Raw genomic sequence first — 25284 nt, 5'->3', positions numbered from 1 at the left:
CTTTAGCGGTGGTATGGATGATTATTCATCAAAGTCCAAGCACGATAGATCTGCTCGGCTAAAAGAATCCTTACCATTGGATGAGGCAATGTTAAACGAGACAGCGACCATACCTGATCGGCCCGTCCCGTACACCTTGGATCTAGGCCATCAGGGCCGCCGACGAGCAAACTTACATTATAGCCGTCCATGCGCCATTGTTCTGTTTGTTCAGCAAGTTGCTCCGTAGACCATTCTTTTCCCAACACTTCCAACGCGATAACCTTATCACCTGATGGAATCGCCTCGAGCATCGCGTCGCCTTCCTTACGAATCGCCTTGGAGATATCTGTGTTTTTGCCGCGAGGCGACATAGGAATTTCCAATAACTCTAGAGCAAAATCCTTAGGTAGACGTTTAGCATATTCGTCGTACCCTGTTGTCACCCATTGGGGCATTTTATTACCTACAGCAATCAGTCGAACGCGCATTACAGGTGCCTTACATTACTTCTGGTTTGATATCCCATAGTTTTTCAAGATCATAGAAAGCTCGAGCCTCTTCTGTCATCACGTGCACAACCACATCATGCAGATCAACCAAAACCCAGTCACTTCCCATACCTCGACCTTCTGAGCCAAGAGGCTGAAGGCCCTGTGCCTTAAGGTGCTCAAATACATTTTGTCCAAGTGCATTCACATGACGTTTGGAAGTACCGGTACAAATGACCATGTAATCCATCATGTCAGTATGATTCGCTACGTTCAACACAGTAATCTTGTCCCCTTTTACATCCTCTAGTGCTTCGACCGCAAAAGCTAAGATTTGATCCGCTGTGAAGTTAGGTTGACTCATATTTTTACATTTTCCTATAGATATAAATTATTTTGCTTAATGTAGTTCTGTACAGGTTCGGGTAATAAATAGGCAATGGACTCTTGCTTTTTGCAAAGCGCCCTTATCATGCTAGAAGAGATCTCTAGAGACGGCAACATTTCGAACCAGACAAAACCTGAGGGCGCGCATTGTAACTCATGAGCTGAGGTGGCACGACAATTTTCGCAGAATGTCTGCAACTCTGAAATAAAATCAGGTTCCCACCCTGGGCGGGACACCACAAGAAGGTGCGCATACTCAATTAGCGCCTGCCAATTATGCCAAGTTGGCAATGACAAAAAACTGTCCATGCCCAATACCATAATAAGCGGCTCGTCCGGCCCAACCTCTTGACGAATTTCTTTTAAGGTATCAATCGAATAACTCGGGCCTTTACGCAAAATCTCGCGTGAATCCACTAATAGCCGCTCATCACAAGAAATCGCTTTTTCAACCATATCAAGACGCTGCTGTGCGGTTACACTGGGTTGACCTTTATGCACAGGCTGATAGCAAGGAATCAGTCGTAAGGCTCTAAAAGCAAAGCGGTCCACAATTTCCACGGCTGCACGCAAATGACCATTATGGATGGGATCAAAAGTCCCCCCCATAATCGCCGTACCAGAAGGATGCTTTCTTTCTTTTAAGGATGAACGCGTCACTGAATTAATTATCACGGGTATGACCATCGCCCAATACAATGTATTTTTGGCTGGTTAGTCCCATCAAGCCCACAGGCCCACGTACGTGTATTTTATCGGTTGAGATACCAATTTCGGCACCAAGCCCATATTCAAACCCATCAGCAAATTGGGTTGATGCATTGACCATCACTGATGAAGAATCCACTCCTGCCATGAAAGCGCGAGTTTTGGTATAACTGTTGGAAACGATTGCATCCGTATGATGGGATCCATATTTATTGATGTGCAAAATAGCCTCATCAATGTCATCCACTAACTTAACGGATAACTTAGGCGCTAAATACTCCGTATACCAGTCCTCTTCTGTGGCTGGTATTACAGAAGGCGAAATGGCTTGAGAGCCATCACACCCGACTAATTCAACCCCTTTTTCTTGATAAGCAGCGACGAGACGAGGCAAAATTTCTTTCGCCACACCCTTATGGATGAGCAAAGACTCCATCGCACCACAGACACCGTAACGTCGAGTTTTAGCATTCATGCAGATAGTAAACGCCTTATCAAGATCCGCTTCATCATCAATATAAACATGACAATTACCATCAAGGTGTTTGATTACAGGGACCCGGGCATCCTGACTAATGCGCTTGATTAAGTTCTTGCCGCCACGAGGTACAATCACATCCACATATTCAGCCATCGTAATGAGCTTACCAACGGCATCACGGTCTACCGTATTTAACACCTGCACGGCTTCTTCTGGTAAACCCGATTTTTTTAGCCCCATACTCACTGCCCGCGCAATCGCTTGATTAGAATGGAAGGCTTCCGAACCACCCCGTAAAATAGTTGCATTACCAGACTTCAAACATAAACTTGCCGCATCAATCGTCACATTAGGTCGAGACTCATAAATGATACCAATCACCCCTAAAGGCACGCGCATTTTGCCAACCTGAATGCCAGATGGCCGATACACCATGTCTGTGATTTCACCAACGGGATCAGGTAACGCCGCGACCTGCTTAAGCCCTTCAATCATCCCATCGATACGAGCATCGTTTAGTAACAGACGATCCAATAATGCGGCATCAAGCCCTTTTTCCTGTCCATTAGCCATGTCTTTAGCATTTTCTTCTATCAATCGAGGTCGTGCATCTTCCAGTGCTTCTGCCATGGCGCGCAAAGCGTCGTTTTTTTGCGTAGTGGAAGCTTTAGCAAGTAGACGAGAGGCGGCTCTCGCTTGCTGACCAATTTGATTCATATAAGATTCTAAAGACATTATTTGAACTCTAATCCAGTAAACATAAAATGAAAATCGCAAAAGTATCACGTCGGCTTAACCTTGACAGTATACTATCACAATATTTTTATTGATTTTGCTCAGAATTAAGGGAAAAAGGAAACCAAAGTGTCTTCATTTCGTAATTTCACCTTTTCTACCATTGGTATTACTCATTCTTGTTATAAAGAGAAATTTGGTATTCCACGCCAGCCAGGGCTCGTCTCCGAAGCCACTGCCCGCATTGAACTGATAGCCCCTTATAATCGACTCGATACACTAGATGGGTTAGAGCAATTTTCCCATATATGGGTTCAATTTATTTTTCATGCCTGCTTAAATGAAAAATGGAAGGCCAAGGTTCGCCCTCCTCGACTTGGGGGCAAAGAAAAGCTGGGAGTGTTTGCCACCCGATCAACCCATAGACCAAACCCTATAGGTCTATCGGTAATTAAGCTGGGCAAAATTTACCAAGAGGAGAAAAAAGTCTTTATCGATTTACACGGCGCTGACCTATTAGACGGCACACCCATTATCGATATAAAACCCTACCTTCCCTATGCCGATAGCTTAGCTAATGCGCAAGGCGGGTTTGCCCCATCCCCTTCTCCTGTGATGGACGTGTGCTTTTCACCATTAGCAAATCAACAATGCCAAGACTATAAAGCATTGCATAATCGAGACATTGCCTCTTTAATTAAACAAATTGTCCAACAAGACCCTCGCCCTTCCTATCTGGTGGGGCAAGTAGATCGAGAACACGGTACAACTGTTTGGGATATCAACGTGAAATGGTGCGCTCGTGATGATCATATGGAAATCCTCTATCTAGAGAATATGGAAACAAGTTGAGAGAACACCTATACGAGAAAATGGCCACACGAATACTTCACAATAAGTAACCGATGGGCATGCAATTGATTGAAAGACGAGCGGAGAGCGCTATGAATAAGAAAGATTTCTTAAAGACTTACAAAGCCATCAACAAGATGAACCTCTCTGATGCTCAATCGGATTCCTCTCCTCAAGAACCAAAGCTGTATCGCTCAGAACAGGATGAAAAACTGATCAAAGAAATGCATTTTGCCAAATTTCAGAAAAACTTACACAGAACCCAACACAGCGAAGAGTTTAAAAAACTCGTTGAAAAGGAAGAGTGGGACGAACAAGATATGCAAAAACTACTTGCCAGCTTAAGGTAGCCAGCCAAGAAACAGACTATACCCATAGTTATCCACATGTTTTGTGTATAGTTTTCCTGTCAATGTGTTAACGCAAAATTGACCAAAAATTTTGATAAAAAAAAACGGGCCGAAGCCCGTTTTTTATTCACTAAGATTTTACTTATTTAAGATCTTAGTTTTGGTTTTCTAGTTGCGCTTTGATCAAATCACCGATAGTGGTTGGACCATTTGCTTCAACTTGTTGTTTCTCTGAGTGAGACTTAAGTGCTGCTTTTTCTTCAGTTGCATCTTTCTGCTTGATAGAAATCGCAATAGTACGAGCCTTACGATCAACATTGATGATCGCCGCCTCAACTTTATCGCCTTCTTTCAATGCTGTTGTTGCATCTTCAATACGCTCACGGCTGATTTCAGATACTTTCAACGTCGCCTCAACACCTTCAGCTAGAGTGACAACCGCACCTTTAGCATCAACAGATGCAACAGTACCATTGACGATAGCACCTTTATCGTTTTCAGCAACGAAAGCAACAAATGGGTCTTCTTCTAGCTGTTTAACGCCAAGAGAAATACGCTCGCGTTCAGCATCGATAGACAATACAACAGTTTCAAGCACATCACCTTTCTTGTATTGACGAACCGCTTCTTCACCGGCTTCATCCCAAGATAGGTCAGATAGGTGAACAAGACCATCGATACCGCCATCAAGACCGATGAACACACCAAAGTCAGTGATAGACTTGATTGCGCCAGAAATCTTGTCGCCTTTGTTGAAAGACGTAGCAAACTCTTCCCATGGGTTCATAGTGCATTGCTTGATACCCAAAGAGATACGACGGCGTTCTTCGTCGATATCAAGGATCATTACTTCTACTTCATCACCAATCTGAACCACTTTAGATGGGTGAATGTTTTTGTTCGTCCAATCCATTTCAGATACGTGAACAAGACCTTCTACACCTTCTTCAAGCTCAGCGAAGCAGCCGTAATCAGTCAAGTTAGTTACTTTAGCGGTAACTTTAGTACCTTCTGGGTAACGTGCTTTGATAGCAACCCATGGATCTTCACCCAATTGTTTAAGACCTAAAGACACACGGTTACGCTCGCGGTCAAATTTAAGGACTTTAACATCGATTTCATCACCAACAGCAATGATTTCGCTTGGGTGCTTAATGCGTTTCCAAGCCATATCAGTGATGTGTAGAAGACCATCAACACCACCAAGATCAACGAACGCACCGTAATCTGTAAGGTTCTTAACGATACCTTTAACTTCTTGACCTTCTTCAAGAGAAGCAAGAAGTGTTTCACGCTCAGCGCTGTTAGTCGCTTCCATAACGGCACGACGAGAAACAACAACGTTGTTACGTTTTTGATCAAGCTTGATAAGTTTGAACTCTAGATCCACACCTTCCAAGTGAGATGTGTCGCGGATTGGGCGAACATCTACCAATGAACCTGGTAGGAAAGCACGGATGTTAGCGATATCAACAGTGAAGCCACCTTTAACTTTACCATTGATAACACCATTGACGATGGCACCTTCTTCGTAAGCTTTTTCAAGAACCGCCCACGTTTCAGCACGTTTCGCTTTTTCACGAGACAATTTAGTCTCACCGAAACCATCTTCAACAGCATCTAGCGCAACTTTAACTTCGTCACCGATGTTAAGGTTGAACTCACCACTTTCCGTTAGGAACTGAGAACGAGGAATTACGCCTTCAGATTTAAGACCTGCATGAACAGTTACCCATTCGCTGTCGATATCAACAACAATACCAGTAACAATTGAGCCAGGCGCCATTTCGACGCTTTTTAGGCTTTCTTCAAACAGTTCTGCGAAGCTTTGAGTCATTGTATTTCCTATATAGTTGGCCAAAAAATCTTAGCCTTATCCGTACCACCAGCAAATACGGGTCAATTTTTATGAATGTTGCGACAGAAGTATGCTGGTCTCCTATCGACTTGTATAAAATCCAATCTATTCTAGCACATTCTTGTAAAAAACAGTACACGCACAAAAGAACAGGTTATGCGAGACCAGCCTTCACTGCTTCAGCAAAAACCATCTCGACAACCTGTTCTATTGTTAATTCTGTGCTATCAATCACTAAAGCGCCAGCAGCTGGCACCAGAGGCGCAATGGCTCTATTGGCATCGCGCTCATCTCTTTCTTTAATCGATTGAACTAATTCGCTAAGATTAACAGTTTCGCCTTTTTGCTGCAATTGCTGTAAACGTCTTTGTGCACGCTCTTCAGCGGACGCTGTTAAAAAAATCTTAATGGGTGCATTGGGGAAAACAACCGTCCCCATATCACGCCCATCCGCCACCAGACCAGGGGCTTGCGCAAACGCTCGTTGACGCAACAGCAAACCTTCTCTAACTTCCGGAATAGCAGCCAATTTCGAAGCATCATTTCCCACATCTTCCGTTCGAATTGCTTGTGTGACGACCTCACCTTCCAACACAATCTCAACCTTTCCCTCATCATCACCTTGCTGGAACTGAATATCGAGATGTTCGGCCAACACTTTTAGCGTATCAACCTCATCTACAGACATTCCATGATGGGAAACAGCCAACGCCAACAATCGATACAAGGCACCGCTATCAAGCAAATGCCATCCCAGCTTCTCTGCGACTAACTGGCTAACAGTTCCCTTGCCAGCACCACTTGGACCATCAATCGCGATGACTGGGGCTTGGTTAATCATAAATCTTCCTCTTTCAATGCTATTGAGCAACAGCGCAGTGAAAACCTACTCGCGCTGCTACCTCTTGTAATTCTGTAAACTCGTTTAATATTTTTTGGCAATCATCTACTTTTGTTGATCCAGAGCCTCGCACAGCAATGGCTAACATCGCTAGCGCAAGATGGTAATCACCGGCACAATCCATTTCGCCGCCAGTAGGAAGACCACCAACAATTTTCAAATGTCCTGAATGGTATTCACATTCAATACCCACTTGTACAAGTGCATCCACTAAACACTGCACTCTATCCTCATGATAATAAGGCAATAAATTGATACCACTTAGAGAACTAGTGCCATTAGAGCAGGCAGCGACAACACACAACAAAGGCAACATATCGCGCACCTCATACACCTGCTCTGCATTAAGCAGCAAAGGAGACAATTGAGCAAAGGAGACCATCAATTCTCCAATATCAAAGCCCCCCTCTTTACTTCTCTGCACAGAAAAGTTTGCCCCTGCTGCCGCCAGTATCGGCCAATAAGCCTTTGCCAATCGCTCGCAAAATACATTTTTTAATGTCAGCTTTGACCCTGGAGACAAACTCGCCAACAACATCCACCAAGCGGCTTTCATTGCATCACCAGGCAAAACAATCTCACCGGCCTTTGGCATTAAGCCAGAGCGAGCAACCCCGCCCTCCTGACTCTGCAACTGAATGGAAAAACTCGCAAACACATCTCGATTGACATCTAATGTCGAACAACCTTGCAACCTTGCCTCTTCAGGTAAAAAGAGCAACGCCAGCAATGCCGTCGTATCCAATAATTCTTCACCATATGGGGTAATCAAGATTCTGCCATCCAATGCACTAGGCTCAAGCACGACAGGCAAACAATCAGCCGCACTTGGCGTTAGACGACTTCCCATAGAACGCACTAAACCAAACAAGTTCCCCATAGGTCGATTGAGTAATACACCTTCAGCAATCACCTTAGAAGAAAAGCTCTGAGCCGCTAAAACTGGCAACAAAAGATGCAAACTCATGATCGACTCATGGACATTAATCGGAGCAATGGGCGCCTTTAAGCCCTTGAGACCAACACCATGAACCCGCAATTGACTCGCAGACACTTGCTCAATCACGACCCCCATGTCTCGAAAAGCTTGTAAGGTAATTAATACATCACCGCTCAAATCAACATTCTGTAATACACTGATCCCTTCTGACAGGCAGGCTAGGGTAATCGCCTTATGTGACAAAAATTTGTCACCCAGCAAAGAAATTTCTCCCTTTATCGAAGAAACAGGAGACACATTGAGCGAAATAGGCTTTATTTCTTGAGAGCGTCCAGAAGTTCGGTGCTCCAACAAACGCAAAAAGTGATCCCTGGCAGACTTAGCCCGTGTAAATACGCCAAACATGCCAGCCCCATCACCTTGCTCTATGGCTTCTCTCATCACGGCGAGACGCTCAGTAAAATGATCTAACGTCGCTAACGTCGCTTTTTTATTCGAAAGAAAGACGTCGCGCCACATGACAGGATCACTCGAGGCGATACGCGTAAAGTCACGAAAACCACCCGCCGCGAATTTAAACACATCTTGGCTACGATCACTGTTCGCCAATGCATCAACCAAAGTATAAGCCAAAAGGTGAGGCAAGTGACTAGAGGACGCAAGCACATAGTCGTGATGCTCCACATCCATGCTCACAACCTCCGCACCAACAGCCATCCACAACTGATGCAAACGATCCACCAACACAGGATCACTGGCTGGCAGCGGGGTCACAATCGCCATATGCTTTTCAAACAAGTGCGAATTGGCCGCCAACACACCACTTTTTTCCGCACCAGCAATCGGATGTCCAGGAATAAAGTTTGCTGGCATATTGCCAAATACTCGCTTAGCGGCCTCCACAACACTACCCTTTGTCGACCCAACATCGGTCAACAAAGTGGTTGGTTTTAAATAAGGCTTTATCTCAGACAAGACTGACTCCATCGCCCTCACAGGCGTAGCCAGTATGATAACATCCATTTTTACAATGAACTCGGCAGTAAGTTTTGCCGGATGATCAATAACCCCTGCTGAAACGCCAAGCACCAGCTCAGACTCACGCCTATCGGCCCCATACAAAGTCGCCAAACCTCGCTCTTTCAGTGCTTTAGCGAAAGAACCGCCAATCATGCCGAGACCAACGACCAACACATTCCCAAACAAGGGCACTTCTTTTGTATCCATATCCAACACGCTTATAAGACCCTTATACCTAACGGTATTCGCCACATTATCAAGCTCACAGCACGGCGACTGGATAAGACCCCAGCACCCTGACTTCCGAGGCCCTAGCCTTTAACTCTTCAATCACAGACTGACAAGCCTTATCTTGATGATGACCAACAAAGTCGATATAAAAAACATAATCCCAGCGACTCACAAGAGATGGCCTCGTCTCCAGCCGTGTCATGTCCACACCATTGCGATCAAAAGCGGCTAACAAATGATACAAAGCCCCTGGTTCATTTTTGGCACTGATGAGCAAAGATGTTTTATCACAGCCACTTGGCGCCACATCCTGTTTACCTACCACCAAAAAGCGCGTGGTGTTATCAGGTCGATCCTCTATATTGGCAGAGACTTTTACCAACCCATAAAGCTCACAGGCAATTTCACCAGCGATGGCCGCAATTGCTTTACCGGACATACCAGCCTCTGAGGCAAGACGCGCCGCCTCCGCATTAGACGAGACCGCAATACGCTCAGCATGTGGCCAGTATCGATCCAACCAAGCACGACATTGCGCCAATGATTGTTGATGAGAGTAAATGTGCGTCACATCTGCAGGATCAATATTCGGGCTCACCAACAAATGATGATGGATACGTTCCTCAACTTCCCCACAAATTTTTAAGTGGGTATCGCGAAAACTGTCTAATGTATGATTCACGACACCTTCTGTGGAGTTCTCAACAGGCACCACACCATAATGCGCCGCCCCAGACTCTACCTCGCGAAACACCTCATCGATGGCCGCCATAGGAGAACTGATAATGGACGCCCCAAAATGCTTTAAGGCAGCCTGTTGAGTAAATGTTCCTTCAGGTCCGAGAAACGCAATACGCATTGGCCTCTCAAGCGCCAAACAAGAGGACATGATTTGACGAAAGATTTTCGCCATTTCTTCGTTCCCAAGCGGCCCTTCATTGCGCTCCATTACTCGACGCAACACTTGCGCCTCGCGCTCTGGGCGATAAAACACCACGCCCTCTTCGCCTTGCTCAAGCAGTTTCACTTCTGCTACTTTCTGAGCACAGCGTGCGCGCTCATTAATCAGCGCCTGAATTTGTGAATCTATCGAGTCGATACGATCTCGCAACAAAGGCAAGGTATCAGGGATGTTTTGAATAGAATCAGACATTATTATTTACCGTAACGCCCTTCAAAATCGCGCATAAAACCAATCAGAGCTTGCACGCCTTCTATTGGCATAGCATTGTAGATACTGGCACGCATTCCCCCAACAGAGCGATGACCTGCTAGTGTTCGCAAACCTACCGCCTCAGCTTCCTCAAGGAATTTCGCCTCCAAAGAAGCATCGGCCAATGTGAATGTCACGTTCATACGAGAACGATAGCGAGGGTCAATGGGGTTGGAGTAGAAATCACTGTTATCAATGGCGGCATACAAGGCATTGGCTTTGGCAATATTTTTCTGCTCAATCGCCGCCACACCACCTTGAGCCTCTAACCACTCAAACACTAAATCGGCTAAGTAAATAGCAAACGTTGGCGGAGTATTAATCATGGAATCATTGGCAGCAAGCGTGTCAAAATTCCAAACAGTCGGTAACGTGTCAGAGCTACGCGCAAGCAAGTCTTTACGAACGACACAAATCACGACACCCGCTGGACCTACGTTTTTCTGGGCACCCGCGTAAATTAAACCGTATTTGCTCACATCAATCTGGCGTGACAAAATCGTTGACGATAAATCCGCTACAATCGGCAGAGAAGTTTCCGGTAAATCGGCAAATTCTAAACCACCGATAGTTTCGTTAGGGCAAAGGTGCAAATAAGCCGCTTTCTCATCCAGATTCAGCGTCGAGAAGTCCGGCACGGTACAATATTTCTGCTCTTTAGAAGATCCCGCTAAAATGACGTTGGTATATTTCTTTGCTTCCTTGATGGCCTTTGACGACCAAGTTCCTGTGTCGAGATAGCAGGCAGAATCATAACCATGAGTAAGGTTGGCTGGGATCTGAGCGAATAGCGTCGATGCGCCACCCTGTGCAAACAAAATCTCATAGTCATCGCTAATGCTCATCAGGCGCGCTAAACGCGCTTTGGCCGATGCCAAAATTGACATAAACTCGGCGCTACGATGGCTCATTTCCATCACCGACACACCAGCACCATGCCAATCTAATAGCTCAGACTGTGCTTTTTCAAGAACCGCTTCAGGAAGCGCTGCTGGACCAGAACAAAAATTGTATACTCGGCTCATCCCGCCTATTACCTCTAAAAAAAATCAGGACTGATAACAGAAAAACGACGCACCTAGGTGCGCCGTTGTTTTTTTACTCTGCGTCTTCGTTAGCGTCAGGGTCTAAGCCAGCTTTTGGCTCTTCACCATCCACAATACTCTCAGGCGCATCACCACCTTTTTGCAGCTCATCTGCAACAACATCGTCGCTAGGCAGTTCACTCTCATCATCCTCAACCACACGAACCACACCCACTAGATGCTCATCGTTGGTTAAACGGATCAAAGTCACACCTTGCGTATTACGACCCTGGCAAGACACCTCAGAAACCCGGGTACGAACCAAAGTTCCTTGATCGGTAATCAAAATGATCTCATCTGTCTCATCGACCTGAGTGGCCCCAACAACCGGACCATTTCGCTCGGACACTTGAATACCAATAACCCCTTGACCACCACGTCCATAGACCGGGAAATCATCGATCATAGTACGTTTACCATAACCGTTCTCACAAGCCATCAACACGGCCGTACCCTGCTGCGGAACAATCAAAGAAACGACTTTGGCCTCTTCTGATAAACGGATACCACGGACACCTGCTGCAGTACGCCCCATGGCACGAACATCCCCTTCATTGAAGCGAATCGTCTTACCAGAGCTGGACACCAACATAATGTCATCATTGCCTGTGGTTTGCGCCACACCAACCAAAGCATCCGTTTCATCCAAACTCAAAGCAATCAGACCCGTTGAACGTGGACGGGCAAAATGCTCCATCGCGGTCTTCTTAACGGTACCATTTGCTGTTGCCATAAAGATGTAGCTGCTCGCCTCTTGGTTCGCATCCTCATCATCCACTTCAGAATCGCTTTTCTCCGGCGCTGTTAACGGCAACAAGGCCGAAATGTGCTCACCTTCTGCCAATGGCAACAGGTTAACAATAGGACGCCCCTTCGAGTTGCGGCTGGCAACCGGAATTTCAAATACTCGCAACCAATACACTTTACCGAAATTAGTAAAGAGCATCACGGTGTCATGACTGCTGGTGACCAACAGATGGCTAATATGATCTTCGTCCTTCATCGCGGATGCGGACTTACCTCGACCACCACGACGCTGAGCTTTATATTCCTCTAACGGCTGAGACTTTGCGTAACCCGTATCCGAAATGGTGACTACCATAGGCGCTTCGTCAATTAAATCGGCAATCGTCAAGTCTTGACGAGAGGTCAAAATCTCGGTACGGCGAACATCACCAAAACTGTCTCTAACCTCTTCCAACTCTTCGCGAATGACTTCCATCAGACGTTCAGGATTAGACAGGATATAAAGCAATTCAGCAATTACGTCGATCAAAGAGCGGTACTCTCCCATCAACTTCTCATGCTCAAGCCCTGTCAAACGATGCAAGCGTAGATCCAGAATGGCTTGTGCCTGTTCAGGGGAAAGGTGATAAATACCGTCCACAAAACCATAGCACTCATCCAAATCATCTGGACGACAGGCATCCGATCCAGCACGTTCTAACATCGCCACTACATCGCCAGGCTGCCACGCTTCTGTCACCAGTTTTTCTTTCGCTTCGGCAGAAGTGGGCGACGTACGAATCAGCTCAATAACACGATCAATGTTCGCTAAAGCGACCGCAAGACCTTCAAGAATATGGCCACGCTCACGGGCTTTGCGAAGTTCATAAATTGTACGACGGGTCACCACTTCACGACGGTGTTTAACAAAGCACTCAAGGATTTGCTTTAAATTCAATAACTGTGGACGCCCATCAACCAAGGCCACCATATTAATACCAAACACCGACTGAAGCTGGGTTTGAGTAAAGATGTTATTGACCACTACATCGGGGTTTTCACCACGACGCAGTTCTACAACGATGCGCATCCCTTCTTTATCGGACTCATCACGCAGTTCGCTGATACCTTCCAGCTTCTTCTCTTTTACAAGCTCTGCAATTTTTTCAATCACTTTCGCTTTGTTTAGCTGGTAAGGAATTTCCGTGAACACAATCGACTGGCGATTGCCTTTTTCCATATCTTCGATATGGTGACGAGCACGCATATAAATGCGTCCGCGGCCCGTTTTATAAGCTTCAACAATTCCTGCTCGACCATTAATAAAGGCCGCCGTTGGAAAATCTGGCCCAGGAATATGCTCCATTAACTCTTCAATGGTGACATCAGCGTTATTAATTAACGCCAAACAGCCATCAATGACTTCCCCTAGATTGTGCGGAGGAATATTCGTCGCCATCCCGACCGCAATACCCGCAGAACCATTGACTAACAAGCCAGGTACACGAGATGGCAAAACGGATGGCATAAATTCAGTGCCATCATAGTTAGGCACAAAATCAACCGTTTCTTTCTCTAAGTCCATCAATAAATGATGAGAGATTTTTTCCATGCGGATTTCTGTGTAACGCATGGCAGCCGCACTATCACCATCCACCGAGCCGAAGTTACCTTGACCGTCAATCAAGGTGTAACGCATTGAGAAAGGCTGCGCCATACGAACAATGGTGTCGTATACCGCCACATCACCGTGCGGATGGTATTTACCGATGACATCACCGACAATACGCGCCGATTTTTTGTAAGCTTTATTCCAATCGTTCTTTAGCTCATTCATGGCAAACAAAACACGACGGTGAACAGGCTTAAGCCCATCACGCACATCTGGTAACGCTCGCCCAACAATTACGCTCATCGCATAATCAAGGTAGGAACCCTTTAGTTCATTTTCGATACTGACGGGAATAATTTCTTTGGCTAATTCACCCATAGATACAACCGATCCTTATGCCTCGGAGTCTGATAGACGCCCTGATATCTTTTTATAAGCGCAGCATTGTACCATAAGGAATTAAATAAGACCTCTGCGGCGTCATGTTTTGTTCATGATTTATCGTCTGAAAAACCCACTTTTTGCTCCTTACTTTTTTATTGATCTCCGTCACATATCGCACACACCCCACAGCAAATCGCCCTTACCTATCTACAGTTCCACTTTTTAATGTTGGTCAGCCTACAGGTTGTCGTTATAATGAAAGCACACTGAAATCTTTTACATTTAGCGCATACTAAGAACACACTAAACTCTATCGCTTTACATCCGCGTAGAGATGACGAAAAGACACCCACTAAAACTCTATTTTGGAACCCAACATGACAGACAACACAGAACACAAAACCAATGTCGATCTAACTGAAGTGGCAAAGTTCGAAGCACTTGCCAGCAGATGGTGGGATACCGAGAATGAATTTAAACCCCTGCACGACATCAATCCACTGCGAGTGGACTATATCAATGAACACGCAAAATCACTTAAGGGTAAAAAAGTCATTGATGTCGGCTGCGGCGGTGGCATTTTATCCGAAGCCATGTCCAAGCTAGGTGCCCAAGTGAAAGGCATTGACATGGGAGAAGCCCCTCTTGCGGTAGCAGAACTGCACAAGAAAGAGTCAAAACTACATATTGATTACGAGCGCATCACCGCCGAAGACATAGCGGAGCGCGAAGCAGGCCAATACGATGTTGTCACCTGCTTAGAAATGCTGGAACATGTTCCTGACCCCTCTTCTGTCATAAAAGCCTGCATGAAACTAGCTAAACCTGGCGGGGATGTATTCTTTTCCACCATAAACCGTAATCCTAAAGCTTATTTGTTTGCCATTATTGGTGCCGAATACATTCTAAACATGCTCCCTAAGGGGACACATGACTACGCAAAATTTATCCAACCCTCTGAACTTAGCAATTACGCCCGACATGCAGGTTTAGAGGTGCAACACATAATAGGCATGACTTACAACCCAATTACCAAGCACTATAAGCTGACCACAAAAGATGTATCCGTCAATTATATGATGCATACTCAAAAGCCGAACGCATAAAACCATTACGTTAAGAAAGAGAGAATTGCTATGTTCGATTACAAAGCCCCAGAGCAATTATTAAAAGATAAAGTGATTTTGGTCACTGGCGCAGGCGATGGCATTGGCAAGGCAGCAGCAATCACCTACGCTCAATACGGTGCCACCGTTATTCTACTTGGAAGAACCGCCAAAAAACTGGATGCGGTCTACGACATCATCAAAGAAAAAGGCTACCCGGAAGCCGCCATTGTGCCTCTTAATCTAGATGGTGCTGGGGAACATGACTACACAGAACTTGCCAACACCATTAAAAATGAGTTTGGACATTTAGATGGTATACTCCATAACGCCAGCCTGCTAGGCGAGCGCACTCCTCTTTCTGCTTACAACACCAATACTTTTGAACAAGTCATGAAGGTCAATGTCCATAGTCAACTCCTTCTTAACCAAGCACTTTTACCTCTACTGGAAAAAGCACCGAATGCTTCCATTGTGTTTACCACGTCAAGTGTCGGAAGAAAGGCAAGAGCATACTGGGGCGCTTATGCAATCTCTAAGTTTGCCACGGAAGCCATGATGCAACTACTTGCTGACGAATTAGGCAACATCTCCAACATTCGCTCGAACGCAATTAACCCTGGTGCGACCAGAACCCAGATGCGTGCAGCCGCTTACCCTGCCGAAAACCCTGAAACACTACCCACCCCAGAAGAGATTATGCCCGTTTATTTATATTTGATGGGCAATGACAGCCTTGAAATCAATGGACAATCCCTAGACGCACAGGCGCAAAAAGCCTAAAAGGCAAAAAAAAGAGACGGTCAGCGTCCTCCGCCACCGTCTCTTTTTTAGTAAATAAGTCCTCCCCCCCTCAACACAATACAATGACAACTAGCCACCACCAATCAACTGATTCAATTTCTCTTCTTGTGTTTTTTTCGAGGGGGTTGTCGCCCCATCATCTGTAGACGCAGGCTGCTTTTCAGCCTTATCTGCAGAGGCGCTGCCGCCCATTGACTTACCACCATCATCTGGCGAAATGGCCGAAAACTCTCCCGCATCGGGTTTAATACCTTGAGACTTTTCAGCGGCCTTTACAGACTGCTTTTCATCCGCATTCAATTTATTCAATTGATCACCAAAAATGCCCACCTCTGGCATCATTCGTAGCCGTTTTTCCTGAATCGCCTCAGGGATATGCCCTGTAAACAATACAGTGAAAGGCGCCTCCTCGGTGCGACGATTTATTTCGTTATATATCTCATTATCTTTTGCCGCGATGGCATTTTCTTCTATATAAGCACGAGAAGAGCCATCTGGAGACACCACCACCGTCGGTTCCTTGACGGTAGGCTTGGATTTTTCGACAGGAATAACATCTACCTCATTAGGCGAATCGAGCACAACTTGGTGCTGGGCATGAATAATCTTATCACCGTAAATGATATTAACAGGCTCCTCGACTACCCTTTGCGCACAAACCGTTAGCGGTAAGAACAAGACAGCCCAAACAATGCTTTTCATGACAACCCCAAATTACGCACCCAGACACCTCAAAAGACAACGTCATGTAGACTATAAAATATATCCTCCTATTAAAAAAGGAGACCAAGCTAAGCTCAACCTCCTTTTCGTAACACGACGGTACTAATATGTAAATTACAGTGTAATTACATCAAATTCGACAACAGGGTCAGCATCCGCTTCATAATCCACACCATCAACCCCGAAGCCAAACAATTTCAAAAATTCATCTTTATAAAGCTGGTAATCCGTTTCTGCGAACAAGTTCCCATCATTGACTTGCGGCCAAAGATCACGACAAGCCTGTTGAACATCTTCACGCAATTCCCAATCATCCAGACGCAAGCGGTTACTGTCATCCACAAGCTCTGCTGGATTATGATTGTTGTACAAACGTTCAGCAAACATACGGTAGATTTGATCCATACAACCTTCGTGAAGCCCTTTTTCGCGCATTACCTTGAATACCATGGCAAGATACAGGGGCATCACAGGAATCGCAGAAGAGGCCTGAGTCACAACCGACTTAAGTACAGCCACGTTTGCACCGCCTTCAAATTCAGCAAGCTGATCATTGATTGCATGCGCCGCACGGTCCAAGTCTTCTTTTGCTTTACCTAGCGCACCGTGCCAATATATTGGCCAAGTGATATCAGAACCGATATAAGAGTAAGCAACGGTACGAACGCCTTCCGCTAGTACGCCAGCCTCTTTAAGAGCAGACATCCAAAGTTCCCAATCCTGACCACCCATAACCGTTGTTGTCGCTGCGACTTCTTCTTCTGTTGCCGGCTCAATTTCCGCTTCAATAATCACATCTTTATTGGTATCAATCGCAGTAGAACGGTAAGGCTGACCAATAGGCTTAAGAACAGAACGAACCACTTCCCCTGTGTCTGGTAACTTACGAACAGGCGACGCTAAGGAATACACCACCATATCCACTTCACCAAGATCTTGCTTGATCAACTCAATGACTTTATCACGCGCTTCATTAGAAAAAGCATCGCCATTAATGCTTTTAGCGTACAAACCTTCTTCTTTTGCTGCTTTATCAAAGGCGGCAGCATTATACCAACCAGCGGTACCTGTTTTCTTTTCTGTTCCAGGCTTTTCAAAAAACACACCAATCGTCGCAGCACCAGAACCAAATGCAGCAGCAATACGAGAAGACAAGCCGTAACCGCTAGACGCCCCAATCACAAGTACTTTTTTTGGCCCATTTTGAATTTGACCTTTACTTTTTGTGAAGGCGATCTGATCCCTTACGTTTTGCTCACAGCCCACAGGGTGAGTTGTCGTACATATAAATCCGCGAATTTTTGGTTTGATGATCATATATAATCTCTCAATGACATGTTTTCCTTACGCCTTGTGATCCGTCAATCCTAAGAATCAACCACACAAGACAAATTTGCCCACCATGATACAATAGCTCAATGAATATGTCCTGACCTTGAATCAAAATTCAACGATTCAAACTCAGTCTTAACCCTTTTAAAAAACAAAGAGATCAAGGTGCACCTACTTATCATCGGCTATGTTTGGCCTGAACCCAACTCCTCTGCAGCGGGTAGCCGCATGATGCAGCTCCTCAACGCCTTTCGCAAACAAGATTGGCAAGTCACCTTCGCTAGTCCCGCGCAACCAACTGAGCATATGGCCGATTTAGAGGCTATTGGCATTCAGACGACGCAGATCCTTCTTAACGACGAGTCTTTTAACCAGTTTATCCTCAGTGCCAACCCAGACATGGTGATGTATGATCGCTTTATGATGGAAGAACAATTTGGCTGGCGTGTTGAAACATACTGTCCAAATGCCTTGCGTATACTCAACACAGAAGATCTCCATTCTCTTCGTCATGCCAGACACCAGGCAGTCAAACAAAATCGACCATTCCAGTTAGAAGACATGTATAACGACCTTGGCGTTCGAGAAATCGCCGCCATTCATCGCTGCGACCTAACCTTGATGATTTCAGAAATGGAAACCAAACTGTTAATCGATGAATTCCAGGTACCAGAAACACACCTTTTTCACCTACCCTTTATGCTCCCACCGCCACAAGAAGCCGCCTCGCTCCCCAGTTTTGAAGCACGCCAACACTTTATCAGTATCGGCAACTTCCGCCATGCACCGAACTGGGATGCGGTACTACAGCTGAAAACGAAAATCTGGCCCAGTCTTCGCAAACGACTCCCCAAAGCCGAACTGCATATTTATGGCGCCTACCCACCCCCTAAAGCCACCCAACTACACAATGCAAAAGAAGGTTTTCTTGTAAAAGGCTGGGCAGAAGATGCTCAGGCCGTCATGCAACAAGCAAGACTCTGTTTAGCGCCATTACGCTTCGGCGCAGGCATCAAAGGAAAGTTGGTTGAAGCCATGCAGATGGGCACGCCAAGCATTACCACACACATTGGTGCAGAAGCCATGCATGGGGCACTACCATGGAATGGCGTCATCACTGATGAGATTGACAAATTTATTGAAGCAGCGGTTTTCCTATACGAAGACAAAACCAATTGGGAATTAATGCAAAAAAACGGCGCGACGATTTTAAACGCACGTTATTTGGAAACGGAATGGACTCCGAAGCTTATCACCAAGCTCCAACAGCAATATCAACAAAAGGAAGACTTAAGGAAAAAGCATTTTTTCGGCAAAATGCTCAGACATCACTCAATGAAAAGCACTCAATATATGTCTCAATGGATTGAACTGAAAAACCAACGCGATGCAAGCAAGGGCTAGCAAGAAAGCATCAGCGCCAAAAGCAAATTAGCCAGACACTAATTTGCTCTTAGCTTCTCGTTCTCGCACTTTTTTCATAACGGCCAACTGAGACGCTTTATTCATGCTACCCCATAGACTAATCTCTCGACCACTACGGTAACAGCCAACACAAATATCCTCTTCGTTTAACAGGCAAATATTAACGCAAGGGGATTTAACCTGGGACTTTAACTTACCCATGATAGTGACTAATCCTCATCATTTTCAGATGCACTCTGGCTCTCTTTTAATTTTTTCTGTTCCGCATTCCAAGCTCTAAGCTCTTCATAGTAAGTATCCCAGACACAAGGGGAACATTCACTTTCACAACATTCCCAGTCTTCCGGTGGTGTTGGACGCTCAGACATAAACAACCTTCTACTTGCTTTTCAGACCATCAAAAAAAGAAAAACTCTGACGAAAAGACCATCTCGCCAGAGCTTTCACGACCTTTCTCTATCAACTACAATTCCGCGTTATGGTAAACGCGCTGAACATCATCCAAATCGTTTAGCAGATCTAGGAAGCGTTCAAATTGCTCAACGTCCTCACCTTCAATCGGTGTTGTGTTCTGAGGAACAAACTGAATTTCATCCACATCAAATTCAATATCACCAAACGCCTCTGTCAGTGCTGTTTTTGCTTTATTGTAGTCCGTGTTAGGAGCAAATACGGTCACTTTACCGTCTTCTAGCTCAATATCAGTAACATCGACGTCTGCCATCATCAGCGCTTCCAGCACCGCTTCTTCATCGTCACCAGAAAAAACAAAAATGGCACTGTGATCAAACATATGACTCACACTACCTTGACTGCCAATTTTACACTTCACTTTGTTAAAGCAAGTGCGGACATCCCCAAAAGTACGGTTGGGATTATCAGACAAACAGTCAACGATCACCATAGTGTTACCAGGACCAAAACCTTCGTAACGAGCTGTATCAAAATCTTCCCCGCCACCGCCTTTCGCTTTATCAATTGCTTTATCGATAACGTGCGTTGGCACCTGATCTTTTTTCGCGCGCTCAATCAAAGAACGCAGTGCTAAGTTGCCATTTGGATCAATACCGCCGGATTTTGCACAGACATAAATCTCACGGCCATATTTGCTGTAAACCTTGGCTTTTTGATCAGACGTTTTTGCCATGGACTCTTTGCGGTTCTGGAAGGCTCTGCCCATTACATATTCCTATTCTATTCGTTCTTAAAAGTAAGATTCTAACGTGTCCCCCAAAAAGAAGGAACTCTTTCACCATTATAAAGACGATAAAAAGCCTGTCAGCCTAACCTGTTATGGAATAGCAATCAGCAAAGAGTAGGTCCCCTTCTATTTTGTTAGCAGTCGCTTAATCACACCAGCAAGCACCGCCACCGCCTTATTAATGTCATCCAATGAGACACGGGCAAAACTTAATCGTAAAAATGAATCCTTTAGTGGGCTTTCAGTAGGAAAAAACGGTACGCCTGGCAGCACCAGCACGTTTTCTCGCAAAGCCTCCGCCAATACTAGCGTCGATGACACACCATCAGGTAAACGCACCCAAAAAAACATACCACCGGCAGGAACAGTAAATGTCACCAAATCGCCCAACTCCGATGACAACGCCTGTGCCATTACGTCTCTCTTACGCTTATATACCTCCTTCAACGTCGCCAAATGAGCAGGAAACCCACCAGAAGACAAAAAATAAGACACCATCGCTTGCCCTAGGCGGTTTGTATGAAGATCAATCGCCTGTTTTACCTTAACCAAATACGGAGAAAAAGCGGGACACGATACGGAATACCCAGTACGCACACCTGGCCATAACACCTTAGAAAAGCTGCCTAAATACAACCAAGGCGCCGTTTTCAACAACGAACAAATTGGTGTTAAGTCAACCTGTTCGTAGCACAAATCGCGGTAAGGATCATCCTCTATTAACAATATCCCCTTTTCATCCAACAAGGCTGCTATGTCTCGTCTACGTTGCAGGCTATAGCAATGACCAGCGGGGTTTTGAAAATTAGGGATTAAATACAGAGCTTTGGGATGACAAGCATCAATCGCTTGACGCAATGCCTCTAATGACATCCCTTGTGCATCGGAAGCAACATCTTGAATCGTCGCCCCCTGTAAACTAAAGACCTGACAAGCGGCTAAATACGTCGGCTGCTCAGTCAAAATCGTCGAATCACCATCCAATATTAAGCGGCTAATAATATCCAACCCTTGTTGCGATCCTGTGGTAATCAACACATCATTCGTCACAGCCGATAAACCTCGATCCGCAACAATGGAGACGACTTGCTCACGAAGGCTTAACTCACCTTCACTCGGCCCATATTGACGGCTATCCGCTAACACATCCAGACTTGGGTAAGCAGGCATGTATTTTTCATCAGGCAATCCCCCAGCTAGCGACAGAATGTCTGGTTGTTGGCTATAGTGCAGCAACTCGCGCACCAAAGACTTTTCTATTTTTTGAGTATGAGGCGTAAGCAAGTGGGAGATTGTCATCGAAATATCCTGCAAATAAAAAGAAGTGCTAAAATAATCCGCCACAACTTCAGAGGAAAAAAGACACAGATGTTAGCTAAATCAGGAATACAGATTCATGATTTAACGCAGCTAAGAACAAAGATTTATTATTATTCCTCATTTATTACACGGCTCAAAAGTAGCTATAATTTCCATACGGGCCTTATAATCGACCATAACTTTTTCTTTTTTATAAAAGCAGACATGCAAAGACGTTCTCAATACGAAGACGATTAAAGCTGTTCTTTTGCCTTAGCCAAAGGATTCAACGTACTTTATTATGACCTTCACCAGAAAAATCAAAATCCGGCACAAACTCTTTGTCGTTTTCGTCCTTAGTAATATTTTGGTCATTGTCTCCATGTGGCAGGTCTTCCAGTGGAGCTTTGACAAGGGCTTTGTATCCTACGCGACCGCACGTGATCGCGATTTTCTAGAGCAAATGGCCAACCGCACAGCCAACCTCTATGCTTACTACAATGATTGGTATTTTCTCGTCCAAGAAAGCCGAATGGAAAAGAAATGGAATCAAACTCGATTAGAAAATTTGCGGGATTTGATTCCACCTCCAAGCACGCCTAACCTAGACCTCATTTATCCATCTCAATACTATCGCCAACGTTTTTTACTATTTGATAAGAACCAAAAAAATCTGATTGGTCATGTTCCATTTGATAAAGCGGAAACCCATGCCGTCATCGTCAATAAACAAATCGTGGGGTATGTTGGCCTGAGATCCATGCGCGCCGTTGTGCAGGATCAAACCCTGCGCTTTGTTCAGCAACAAGGGGAAGCCTTTTTGTTGATTTCTGCGTTTATTCTTGCCATCGCAGCCTTATTGACTTGGCCTCTTGCCCAATGGTTAAGCCGTCCCATCTGCACCATAAGAGAAGCCACCAGAAAATTAGCGACGGGAAAATTTGACACTCGAATTAAGATACAAGGCACCGATGAACTAGCGGATTTAGGTACTGACTTCAACCATCTAGCAACGACACTGGAGAACACTCGGGAGTCTCGCAAGCGTTGGGTTGCGGATACCGCCCACGAACTGCGCACGCCCGTTGCCATTTTGCGTGGTGAAATTGAAGCCATGCAAGATGGCATCATTAAAGTCTCACCGGAAAGCTTAGAATCGCTGCAACAAGAAATTGTCCATATTGCCCGCCTAATCGATGATTTAAACCAATTATCCATGCACGACATGGGCAACTTAAACTATGAAATGGAAGAAGTCGATTTGGCAGACGCGCTTGAGCAAACCACTCAATCCATGTCTTTGATTTATAAAGAAGCGGGATTAGACTTAGAGCTTGAAGTTACCACAAAGCACCCGATATTAATTAATGGTGATGAAAACCGCCTTCATCAACTCTTTGCTAATTTGATGAATAACTCATTAAAATACACAAATACGCCAGGAAGACTTAAGATCACCTTGCGAGAAGAGAAAAATTTAGCCATTGTTCTATTTGAAGATACACCACCGGGTGTGAACGAAGAAGAAAAACAACGAATTTTTGAGCAGTTTTATCGCGTTGAAAATTCACGTAATCGAGCAACTGGCGGCAGAGGCTTAGGTCTGGCCATCTGCACCAATATTGTCAATGCCCATCAGGGTACGATAAAAGCCTATCATTCCCCTGATGGCGGCTTAGGCATAAGAATAGAGTTTCCTTTACATTAATAATATGGAATAACAAATACTATGAGCAAAATACTGATTGTTGAAGACGAACCAAAATTAGCAGAATTAGTTGCGGCCTACTTAGATCAAGCTGGCTATGAGAATCACCATATTGACCGTGGTGACCAAGCCGTTGACTACGTAAAAAATAACCAAGTAGATCTGATCCTTCTTGATTTGATGCTACCTGGCTTAGACGGTATTGAAATCTGCAAGCAAGTTCGTCAGTTTAGCGGCGTTCCTATTATTATGGTCACAGCGAAAGCCGAAGAAATTGACCGCTTGATCGGCCTTGAAATGGGTGCGGATGATTATGTTTGCAAACCATTCAGCCCTCGCGAAATTGTGGCACGCGTTAAAGCCAATCTACGACGCGTTGAATTAGATCAAACCGAATCTCCTCGTACTGATGGCTTTGATTTAGACGTTGATCGTCTTCGCGCCACTTACAAAGGTGAGTTGATCGACCTAACAACGGTAGAGTTCCAATTACTACAGCTTTTAATTAAAGAACCAGGACGCGTATTTGGTCGTGATTTGATTATGAAAAGCATTTATGCAGACAGCCGCGTTGTTAGTGACCGTACAATCGATAGTCACATCAAAAAATTACGTAAAAAAATCTCTGCAGTCGCCCCAGAACTTAACGTCATTCACTCTGTTTATGGCGCTGGTTATCGTTTCGAAAACAACGACTGATTTGCTCTCACTAAGACGAACTTTCTAACAAGAAAGTTCGTCTTCTATACCTAAGGAACCACGTTGAATAATTTCTGGGAGATATTAGGCTTTTCCCTATCTATCACGATACCCATTTTTTTAATTTTGGTATTAGGCGTTGCTCTTTATCGGATACGCTTAATTAATGATAACTTTATCAGCGTCGCCTCAAAACTCATCTTTAATATTACCCTCCCTGCCCTCCTGTTTATCAGCATATCCAGAACAAACATTAATAAAGACACCGATTTTTCTTTAGCTATTTATGCGGTTGGCTCAGTGATTGTTGTCTATGTCTTACTGGAAATCCTTGCTTCTCGAATCATTGCCACAAAAGCCGATAGAGGGGTGGTTATCCAAGGCGCTTTCCGATCTAATATGGGGATCATTGGCTTGGCTTACTGCGTCAATGCTTATGGAGAGAGTGTTTTTTCAATTGCTTCCATTTACCTTGGCAGCGTAACGATTTTATTTAATATTCTATCGGTTATCTGCTTAAATCGCTCTATGGACGCTCAAAAGAGCATCACATATACCCTAAAAAGTATTGCAAAAAACCCGCTTATCATCGCGATAGTAGCCGCCTTACTCTCGTCTTACTTCGGGGTGCATATACCGTCTACCCTTCATAAAGCCGGCAGCTATTTTGCACAAATGACCCTTCCATTGGCCTTAATATGTGCGGGAGCCTCATTAAATTTCGGCGCATTAAAAAAAGACATGTCAACCGCTCTCCTTTCCGCCATAGGAAAACTGGTCCTAGTCCCTTTATTAATTACATTAGGCGGCTATTTTTTTGGCTATCGCGGCATGCAACTTGGCGTTCTTTTTCTAATGTCCTCCGCTCCTTCCGCATCGGCTGGCTATATCATGGTCAGGGCAATGGGTGGTAATTCCGCCTTAGCGGCCAACGTGATTGTCTTGACAACCATTGCCTCAGTATTCAGTACGAGTATTGGTGTCGCAATACTAAGCAGTCAGCATTTAATGTAGCTGTTATGATACAACGCAAA

24 protein-coding genes are annotated in these 25284 nt (G+C 44.9%); 8 read left to right on the top strand and 16 right to left on the bottom strand.

The genetic code is table 11. The annotated features are described in order from the left end of the window. Nucleotides 1–2: 2 nt before the first annotated feature. Genes rlmH through JHD45_RS07985 form a run of 4 tightly spaced genes read right to left on the bottom strand, consistent with a single transcriptional unit; the run spans nucleotide 3 to nucleotide 2781 of the window. Nucleotides 3–470, bottom strand: coding sequence for a 23S rRNA (pseudouridine(1915)-N(3))-methyltransferase RlmH (rlmH, locus tag JHD45_RS08000; RefSeq protein WP_199475994.1), 468 nt, complete (start codon nucleotides 468–470; stop codon nucleotides 3–5). Nucleotides 471–480: 10 nt separating this feature from the next. Next, on the bottom strand, nucleotides 481–834 hold the full coding sequence (gene rsfS / locus JHD45_RS07995; protein ID WP_199475993.1) for a ribosome silencing factor: 354 nt from the start codon (nucleotides 832–834) through the stop codon (nucleotides 481–483). 14 nt (nucleotides 835–848) lie between these two features. After that, complete coding sequence (gene nadD / locus JHD45_RS07990; protein WP_245659074.1) at nucleotides 849–1532, bottom strand: nicotinate-nucleotide adenylyltransferase; 684 nt, start codon at nucleotides 1530–1532, stop codon at nucleotides 849–851. Continuing rightward, a complete protein-coding gene (locus JHD45_RS07985; RefSeq protein ID WP_199475992.1) occupies nucleotides 1522–2781 on the bottom strand; it encodes a glutamate-5-semialdehyde dehydrogenase in 1260 nt (419 codons plus the stop codon). The genes nadD and JHD45_RS07985 overlap by 11 nt, the downstream gene beginning before the upstream one ends. A 129-nt stretch (nucleotides 2782–2910) precedes the next feature. Between JHD45_RS07985 and tsaA the strand changes: the two genes are divergently transcribed. Further along, nucleotides 2911–3633 (top strand): tRNA (N6-threonylcarbamoyladenosine(37)-N6)-methyltransferase TrmO, encoded by a 723-nt coding sequence (tsaA, locus tag JHD45_RS22515; RefSeq protein ID WP_199475991.1) that lies wholly within the window; start codon nucleotides 2911–2913, stop codon nucleotides 3631–3633. Nucleotides 3634–3725: 92 nt separating this feature from the next. Continuing rightward, nucleotides 3726–3983, top strand: a complete 258-nt coding sequence (locus JHD45_RS07975; protein WP_199475990.1) for a hypothetical protein — start codon at nucleotides 3726–3728, stop codon at nucleotides 3981–3983. Nucleotides 3984–4137: 154 nt separating this feature from the next. Here JHD45_RS07975 and rpsA read toward each other — a convergent pair whose 3' ends face one another. From rpsA to gyrA, 6 genes are all read right to left on the bottom strand, one after another. Continuing rightward, nucleotides 4138–5820, bottom strand: coding sequence for a 30S ribosomal protein S1 (rpsA, locus tag JHD45_RS07970; RefSeq protein ID WP_199475989.1), 1683 nt, complete (start codon nucleotides 5818–5820; stop codon nucleotides 4138–4140). A 175-nt stretch (nucleotides 5821–5995) separates the two neighbouring features. Beyond that, nucleotides 5996–6682: a (d)CMP kinase gene (cmk, locus tag JHD45_RS07965; RefSeq protein WP_199475988.1), complete on the bottom strand. Its 687-nt coding sequence runs from the start codon at nucleotides 6680–6682 to the stop codon at nucleotides 5996–5998. A 19-nt stretch (nucleotides 6683–6701) separates the two neighbouring features. Next, nucleotides 6702–8909, bottom strand: a complete 2208-nt coding sequence (locus JHD45_RS07960; RefSeq protein WP_199475987.1) for a prephenate dehydrogenase/arogenate dehydrogenase family protein — start codon at nucleotides 8907–8909, stop codon at nucleotides 6702–6704. 55 nt (nucleotides 8910–8964) lie between these two features. Next, nucleotides 8965–10086, bottom strand: coding sequence for a prephenate dehydratase (pheA, locus tag JHD45_RS07955; RefSeq protein WP_199475986.1), 1122 nt, complete (start codon nucleotides 10084–10086; stop codon nucleotides 8965–8967). 2 nt (nucleotides 10087–10088) lie between these two features. Then, nucleotides 10089–11171, bottom strand: coding sequence for a 3-phosphoserine/phosphohydroxythreonine transaminase (serC, locus tag JHD45_RS07950; RefSeq protein WP_199475985.1), 1083 nt, complete (start codon nucleotides 11169–11171; stop codon nucleotides 10089–10091). Between the two features lie 73 nt (nucleotides 11172–11244). Continuing rightward, complete coding sequence (gene gyrA / locus JHD45_RS07945) at nucleotides 11245–13947, bottom strand: DNA gyrase subunit A (RefSeq protein WP_199475984.1); 2703 nt, start codon at nucleotides 13945–13947, stop codon at nucleotides 11245–11247. Nucleotides 13948–14330: 383 nt separating this feature from the next. Between gyrA and ubiG the strand changes: the two genes are divergently transcribed. Both ubiG and JHD45_RS07935 read left to right on the top strand, forming a co-directional pair. Continuing rightward, complete coding sequence (gene ubiG, locus JHD45_RS07940; RefSeq protein ID WP_199475983.1) at nucleotides 14331–15059, top strand: bifunctional 2-polyprenyl-6-hydroxyphenol methylase/3-demethylubiquinol 3-O-methyltransferase UbiG; 729 nt, start codon at nucleotides 14331–14333, stop codon at nucleotides 15057–15059. Between the two features lie 30 nt (nucleotides 15060–15089). Beyond that, nucleotides 15090–15842, top strand: a complete 753-nt coding sequence (locus JHD45_RS07935; protein ID WP_199475982.1) for a YciK family oxidoreductase — start codon at nucleotides 15090–15092, stop codon at nucleotides 15840–15842. A 90-nt stretch (nucleotides 15843–15932) separates the two neighbouring features. Here the strand turns inward: JHD45_RS07935 and JHD45_RS07930 are convergent, their stop codons facing one another. Next, nucleotides 15933–16565 carry a hypothetical protein gene (locus tag JHD45_RS07930; protein ID WP_199475981.1) on the bottom strand — a complete coding sequence of 211 codons (633 nt, stop codon included), beginning with the start codon at nucleotides 16563–16565 and terminating at the stop codon, nucleotides 15933–15935. 135 nt (nucleotides 16566–16700) lie between these two features. After that, nucleotides 16701–17903 carry an enoyl-ACP reductase FabV gene (fabV, locus tag JHD45_RS07925; protein ID WP_199475980.1) on the bottom strand — a complete coding sequence of 401 codons (1203 nt, stop codon included), beginning with the start codon at nucleotides 17901–17903 and terminating at the stop codon, nucleotides 16701–16703. A 180-nt stretch (nucleotides 17904–18083) separates the two neighbouring features. On the opposite strand from fabV, the gene JHD45_RS07920 reads away from it, so the two are divergent. Then, nucleotides 18084–19322 carry a glycosyltransferase family 4 protein gene (locus JHD45_RS07920; protein ID WP_199475979.1) on the top strand — a complete coding sequence of 413 codons (1239 nt, stop codon included), beginning with the start codon at nucleotides 18084–18086 and terminating at the stop codon, nucleotides 19320–19322. A gap of 27 nt (nucleotides 19323–19349) precedes the next feature. Here the strand turns inward: JHD45_RS07920 and JHD45_RS07915 are convergent, their stop codons facing one another. The 4 genes from JHD45_RS07915 to JHD45_RS07900 form a co-directional block, all read right to left on the bottom strand. Continuing rightward, entirely contained in the window at nucleotides 19350–19544 is a 195-nt protein-coding gene (locus JHD45_RS07915) for a DUF1289 domain-containing protein (protein ID WP_199475978.1), read from the bottom strand. 8 nt (nucleotides 19545–19552) lie between these two features. Next, on the bottom strand, nucleotides 19553–19711 hold the full coding sequence (locus JHD45_RS07910; RefSeq protein ID WP_199475977.1) for an oxidoreductase-like domain-containing protein: 159 nt from the start codon (nucleotides 19709–19711) through the stop codon (nucleotides 19553–19555). Between the two features lie 95 nt (nucleotides 19712–19806). After that, complete coding sequence (locus JHD45_RS07905) at nucleotides 19807–20523, bottom strand: YebC/PmpR family DNA-binding transcriptional regulator (protein ID WP_067016183.1); 717 nt, start codon at nucleotides 20521–20523, stop codon at nucleotides 19807–19809. Nucleotides 20524–20670: 147 nt separating this feature from the next. Continuing rightward, a complete protein-coding gene (locus JHD45_RS07900; protein ID WP_199475976.1) occupies nucleotides 20671–21843 on the bottom strand; it encodes a PLP-dependent aminotransferase family protein in 1173 nt (390 codons plus the stop codon). A 301-nt stretch (nucleotides 21844–22144) separates the two neighbouring features. Between JHD45_RS07900 and JHD45_RS07895 the strand changes: the two genes are divergently transcribed. From JHD45_RS07895 to JHD45_RS07885, 3 genes are all read left to right on the top strand, one after another. Then, nucleotides 22145–23551 carry an ATP-binding protein gene (locus tag JHD45_RS07895; protein ID WP_199475975.1) on the top strand — a complete coding sequence of 469 codons (1407 nt, stop codon included), beginning with the start codon at nucleotides 22145–22147 and terminating at the stop codon, nucleotides 23549–23551. Nucleotides 23552–23572: 21 nt separating this feature from the next. Then, complete coding sequence (locus JHD45_RS07890) at nucleotides 23573–24250, top strand: response regulator (RefSeq protein ID WP_067016176.1); 678 nt, start codon at nucleotides 23573–23575, stop codon at nucleotides 24248–24250. Nucleotides 24251–24313: 63 nt separating this feature from the next. Then, the gene (locus JHD45_RS07885; RefSeq protein WP_199475974.1) at nucleotides 24314–25264 is read left to right on the top strand and encodes an AEC family transporter; all 951 of its coding nucleotides are present in this window, start codon (nucleotides 24314–24316) and stop codon (nucleotides 25262–25264) included. Nucleotides 25265–25284 lie beyond the last annotated feature (20 nt).

This window comes from Marinomonas spartinae (genome assembly GCF_016461715.1).
In the GTDB taxonomy this organism is placed as follows: domain Bacteria; phylum Pseudomonadota; class Gammaproteobacteria; order Pseudomonadales; family Marinomonadaceae; genus Marinomonas; species Marinomonas spartinae_A.
The sequence above is the reverse complement of the archived record's forward strand: the minus strand, read 5'-3'. Positions and strand labels throughout refer to the sequence as shown.

Bases quoted from the DNA above. Each gene is read 5' to 3' on its own strand.
- JHD45_RS07930 (WP_199475981.1), bottom strand. From the start codon at position 16,565: ATGAAAAGCATTGTTTGGGCTGTCTTGTTCTTACCGCTAACGGTTTGT.
- fabV (WP_199475980.1), bottom strand. From the start codon at position 17,903: ATGATCATCAAACCAAAAATTCGCGGATTTATATGTACGACAACTCAC.
- JHD45_RS07910 (WP_199475977.1), bottom strand. From the start codon at position 19,711: ATGTCTGAGCGTCCAACACCACCGGAAGACTGGGAATGTTGTGAAAGT.
- JHD45_RS07960 (WP_199475987.1), bottom strand. From the start codon at position 8,909: ATGGATACAAAAGAAGTGCCCTTGTTTGGGAATGTGTTGGTCGTTGGT.
- ubiG (WP_199475983.1), top strand. From the start codon at position 14,331: ATGACAGACAACACAGAACACAAAACCAATGTCGATCTAACTGAAGTG.
- rlmH (WP_199475994.1), bottom strand. From the start codon at position 470: ATGCGCGTTCGACTGATTGCTGTAGGTAATAAAATGCCCCAATGGGTG.
- gyrA (WP_199475984.1), bottom strand. From the start codon at position 13,947: ATGGGTGAATTAGCCAAAGAAATTATTCCCGTCAGTATCGAAAATGAA.
- cmk (WP_199475988.1), bottom strand. From the start codon at position 6,682: ATGATTAACCAAGCCCCAGTCATCGCGATTGATGGTCCAAGTGGTGCT.
- rsfS (WP_199475993.1), bottom strand. From the start codon at position 834: ATGAGTCAACCTAACTTCACAGCGGATCAAATCTTAGCTTTTGCGGTC.
- rpsA (WP_199475989.1), bottom strand. From the start codon at position 5,820: ATGACTCAAAGCTTCGCAGAACTGTTTGAAGAAAGCCTAAAAAGCGTC.
- serC (WP_199475985.1), bottom strand. From the start codon at position 11,171: ATGAGCCGAGTATACAATTTTTGTTCTGGTCCAGCAGCGCTTCCTGAA.
- pheA (WP_199475986.1), bottom strand. From the start codon at position 10,086: ATGTCTGATTCTATTCAAAACATCCCTGATACCTTGCCTTTGTTGCGA.
- JHD45_RS07900 (WP_199475976.1), bottom strand. From the start codon at position 21,843: ATGACAATCTCCCACTTGCTTACGCCTCATACTCAAAAAATAGAAAAG.
- JHD45_RS07905 (WP_067016183.1), bottom strand. From the start codon at position 20,523: ATGGGCAGAGCCTTCCAGAACCGCAAAGAGTCCATGGCAAAAACGTCT.
- JHD45_RS07915 (WP_199475978.1), bottom strand. From the start codon at position 19,544: ATGGGTAAGTTAAAGTCCCAGGTTAAATCCCCTTGCGTTAATATTTGC.
- JHD45_RS07895 (WP_199475975.1), top strand. From the start codon at position 22,145: ATGACCTTCACCAGAAAAATCAAAATCCGGCACAAACTCTTTGTCGTT.
- JHD45_RS07975 (WP_199475990.1), top strand. From the start codon at position 3,726: ATGAATAAGAAAGATTTCTTAAAGACTTACAAAGCCATCAACAAGATG.
- JHD45_RS07935 (WP_199475982.1), top strand. From the start codon at position 15,090: ATGTTCGATTACAAAGCCCCAGAGCAATTATTAAAAGATAAAGTGATT.
- JHD45_RS07890 (WP_067016176.1), top strand. From the start codon at position 23,573: ATGAGCAAAATACTGATTGTTGAAGACGAACCAAAATTAGCAGAATTA.
- JHD45_RS07985 (WP_199475992.1), bottom strand. From the start codon at position 2,781: ATGTCTTTAGAATCTTATATGAATCAAATTGGTCAGCAAGCGAGAGCC.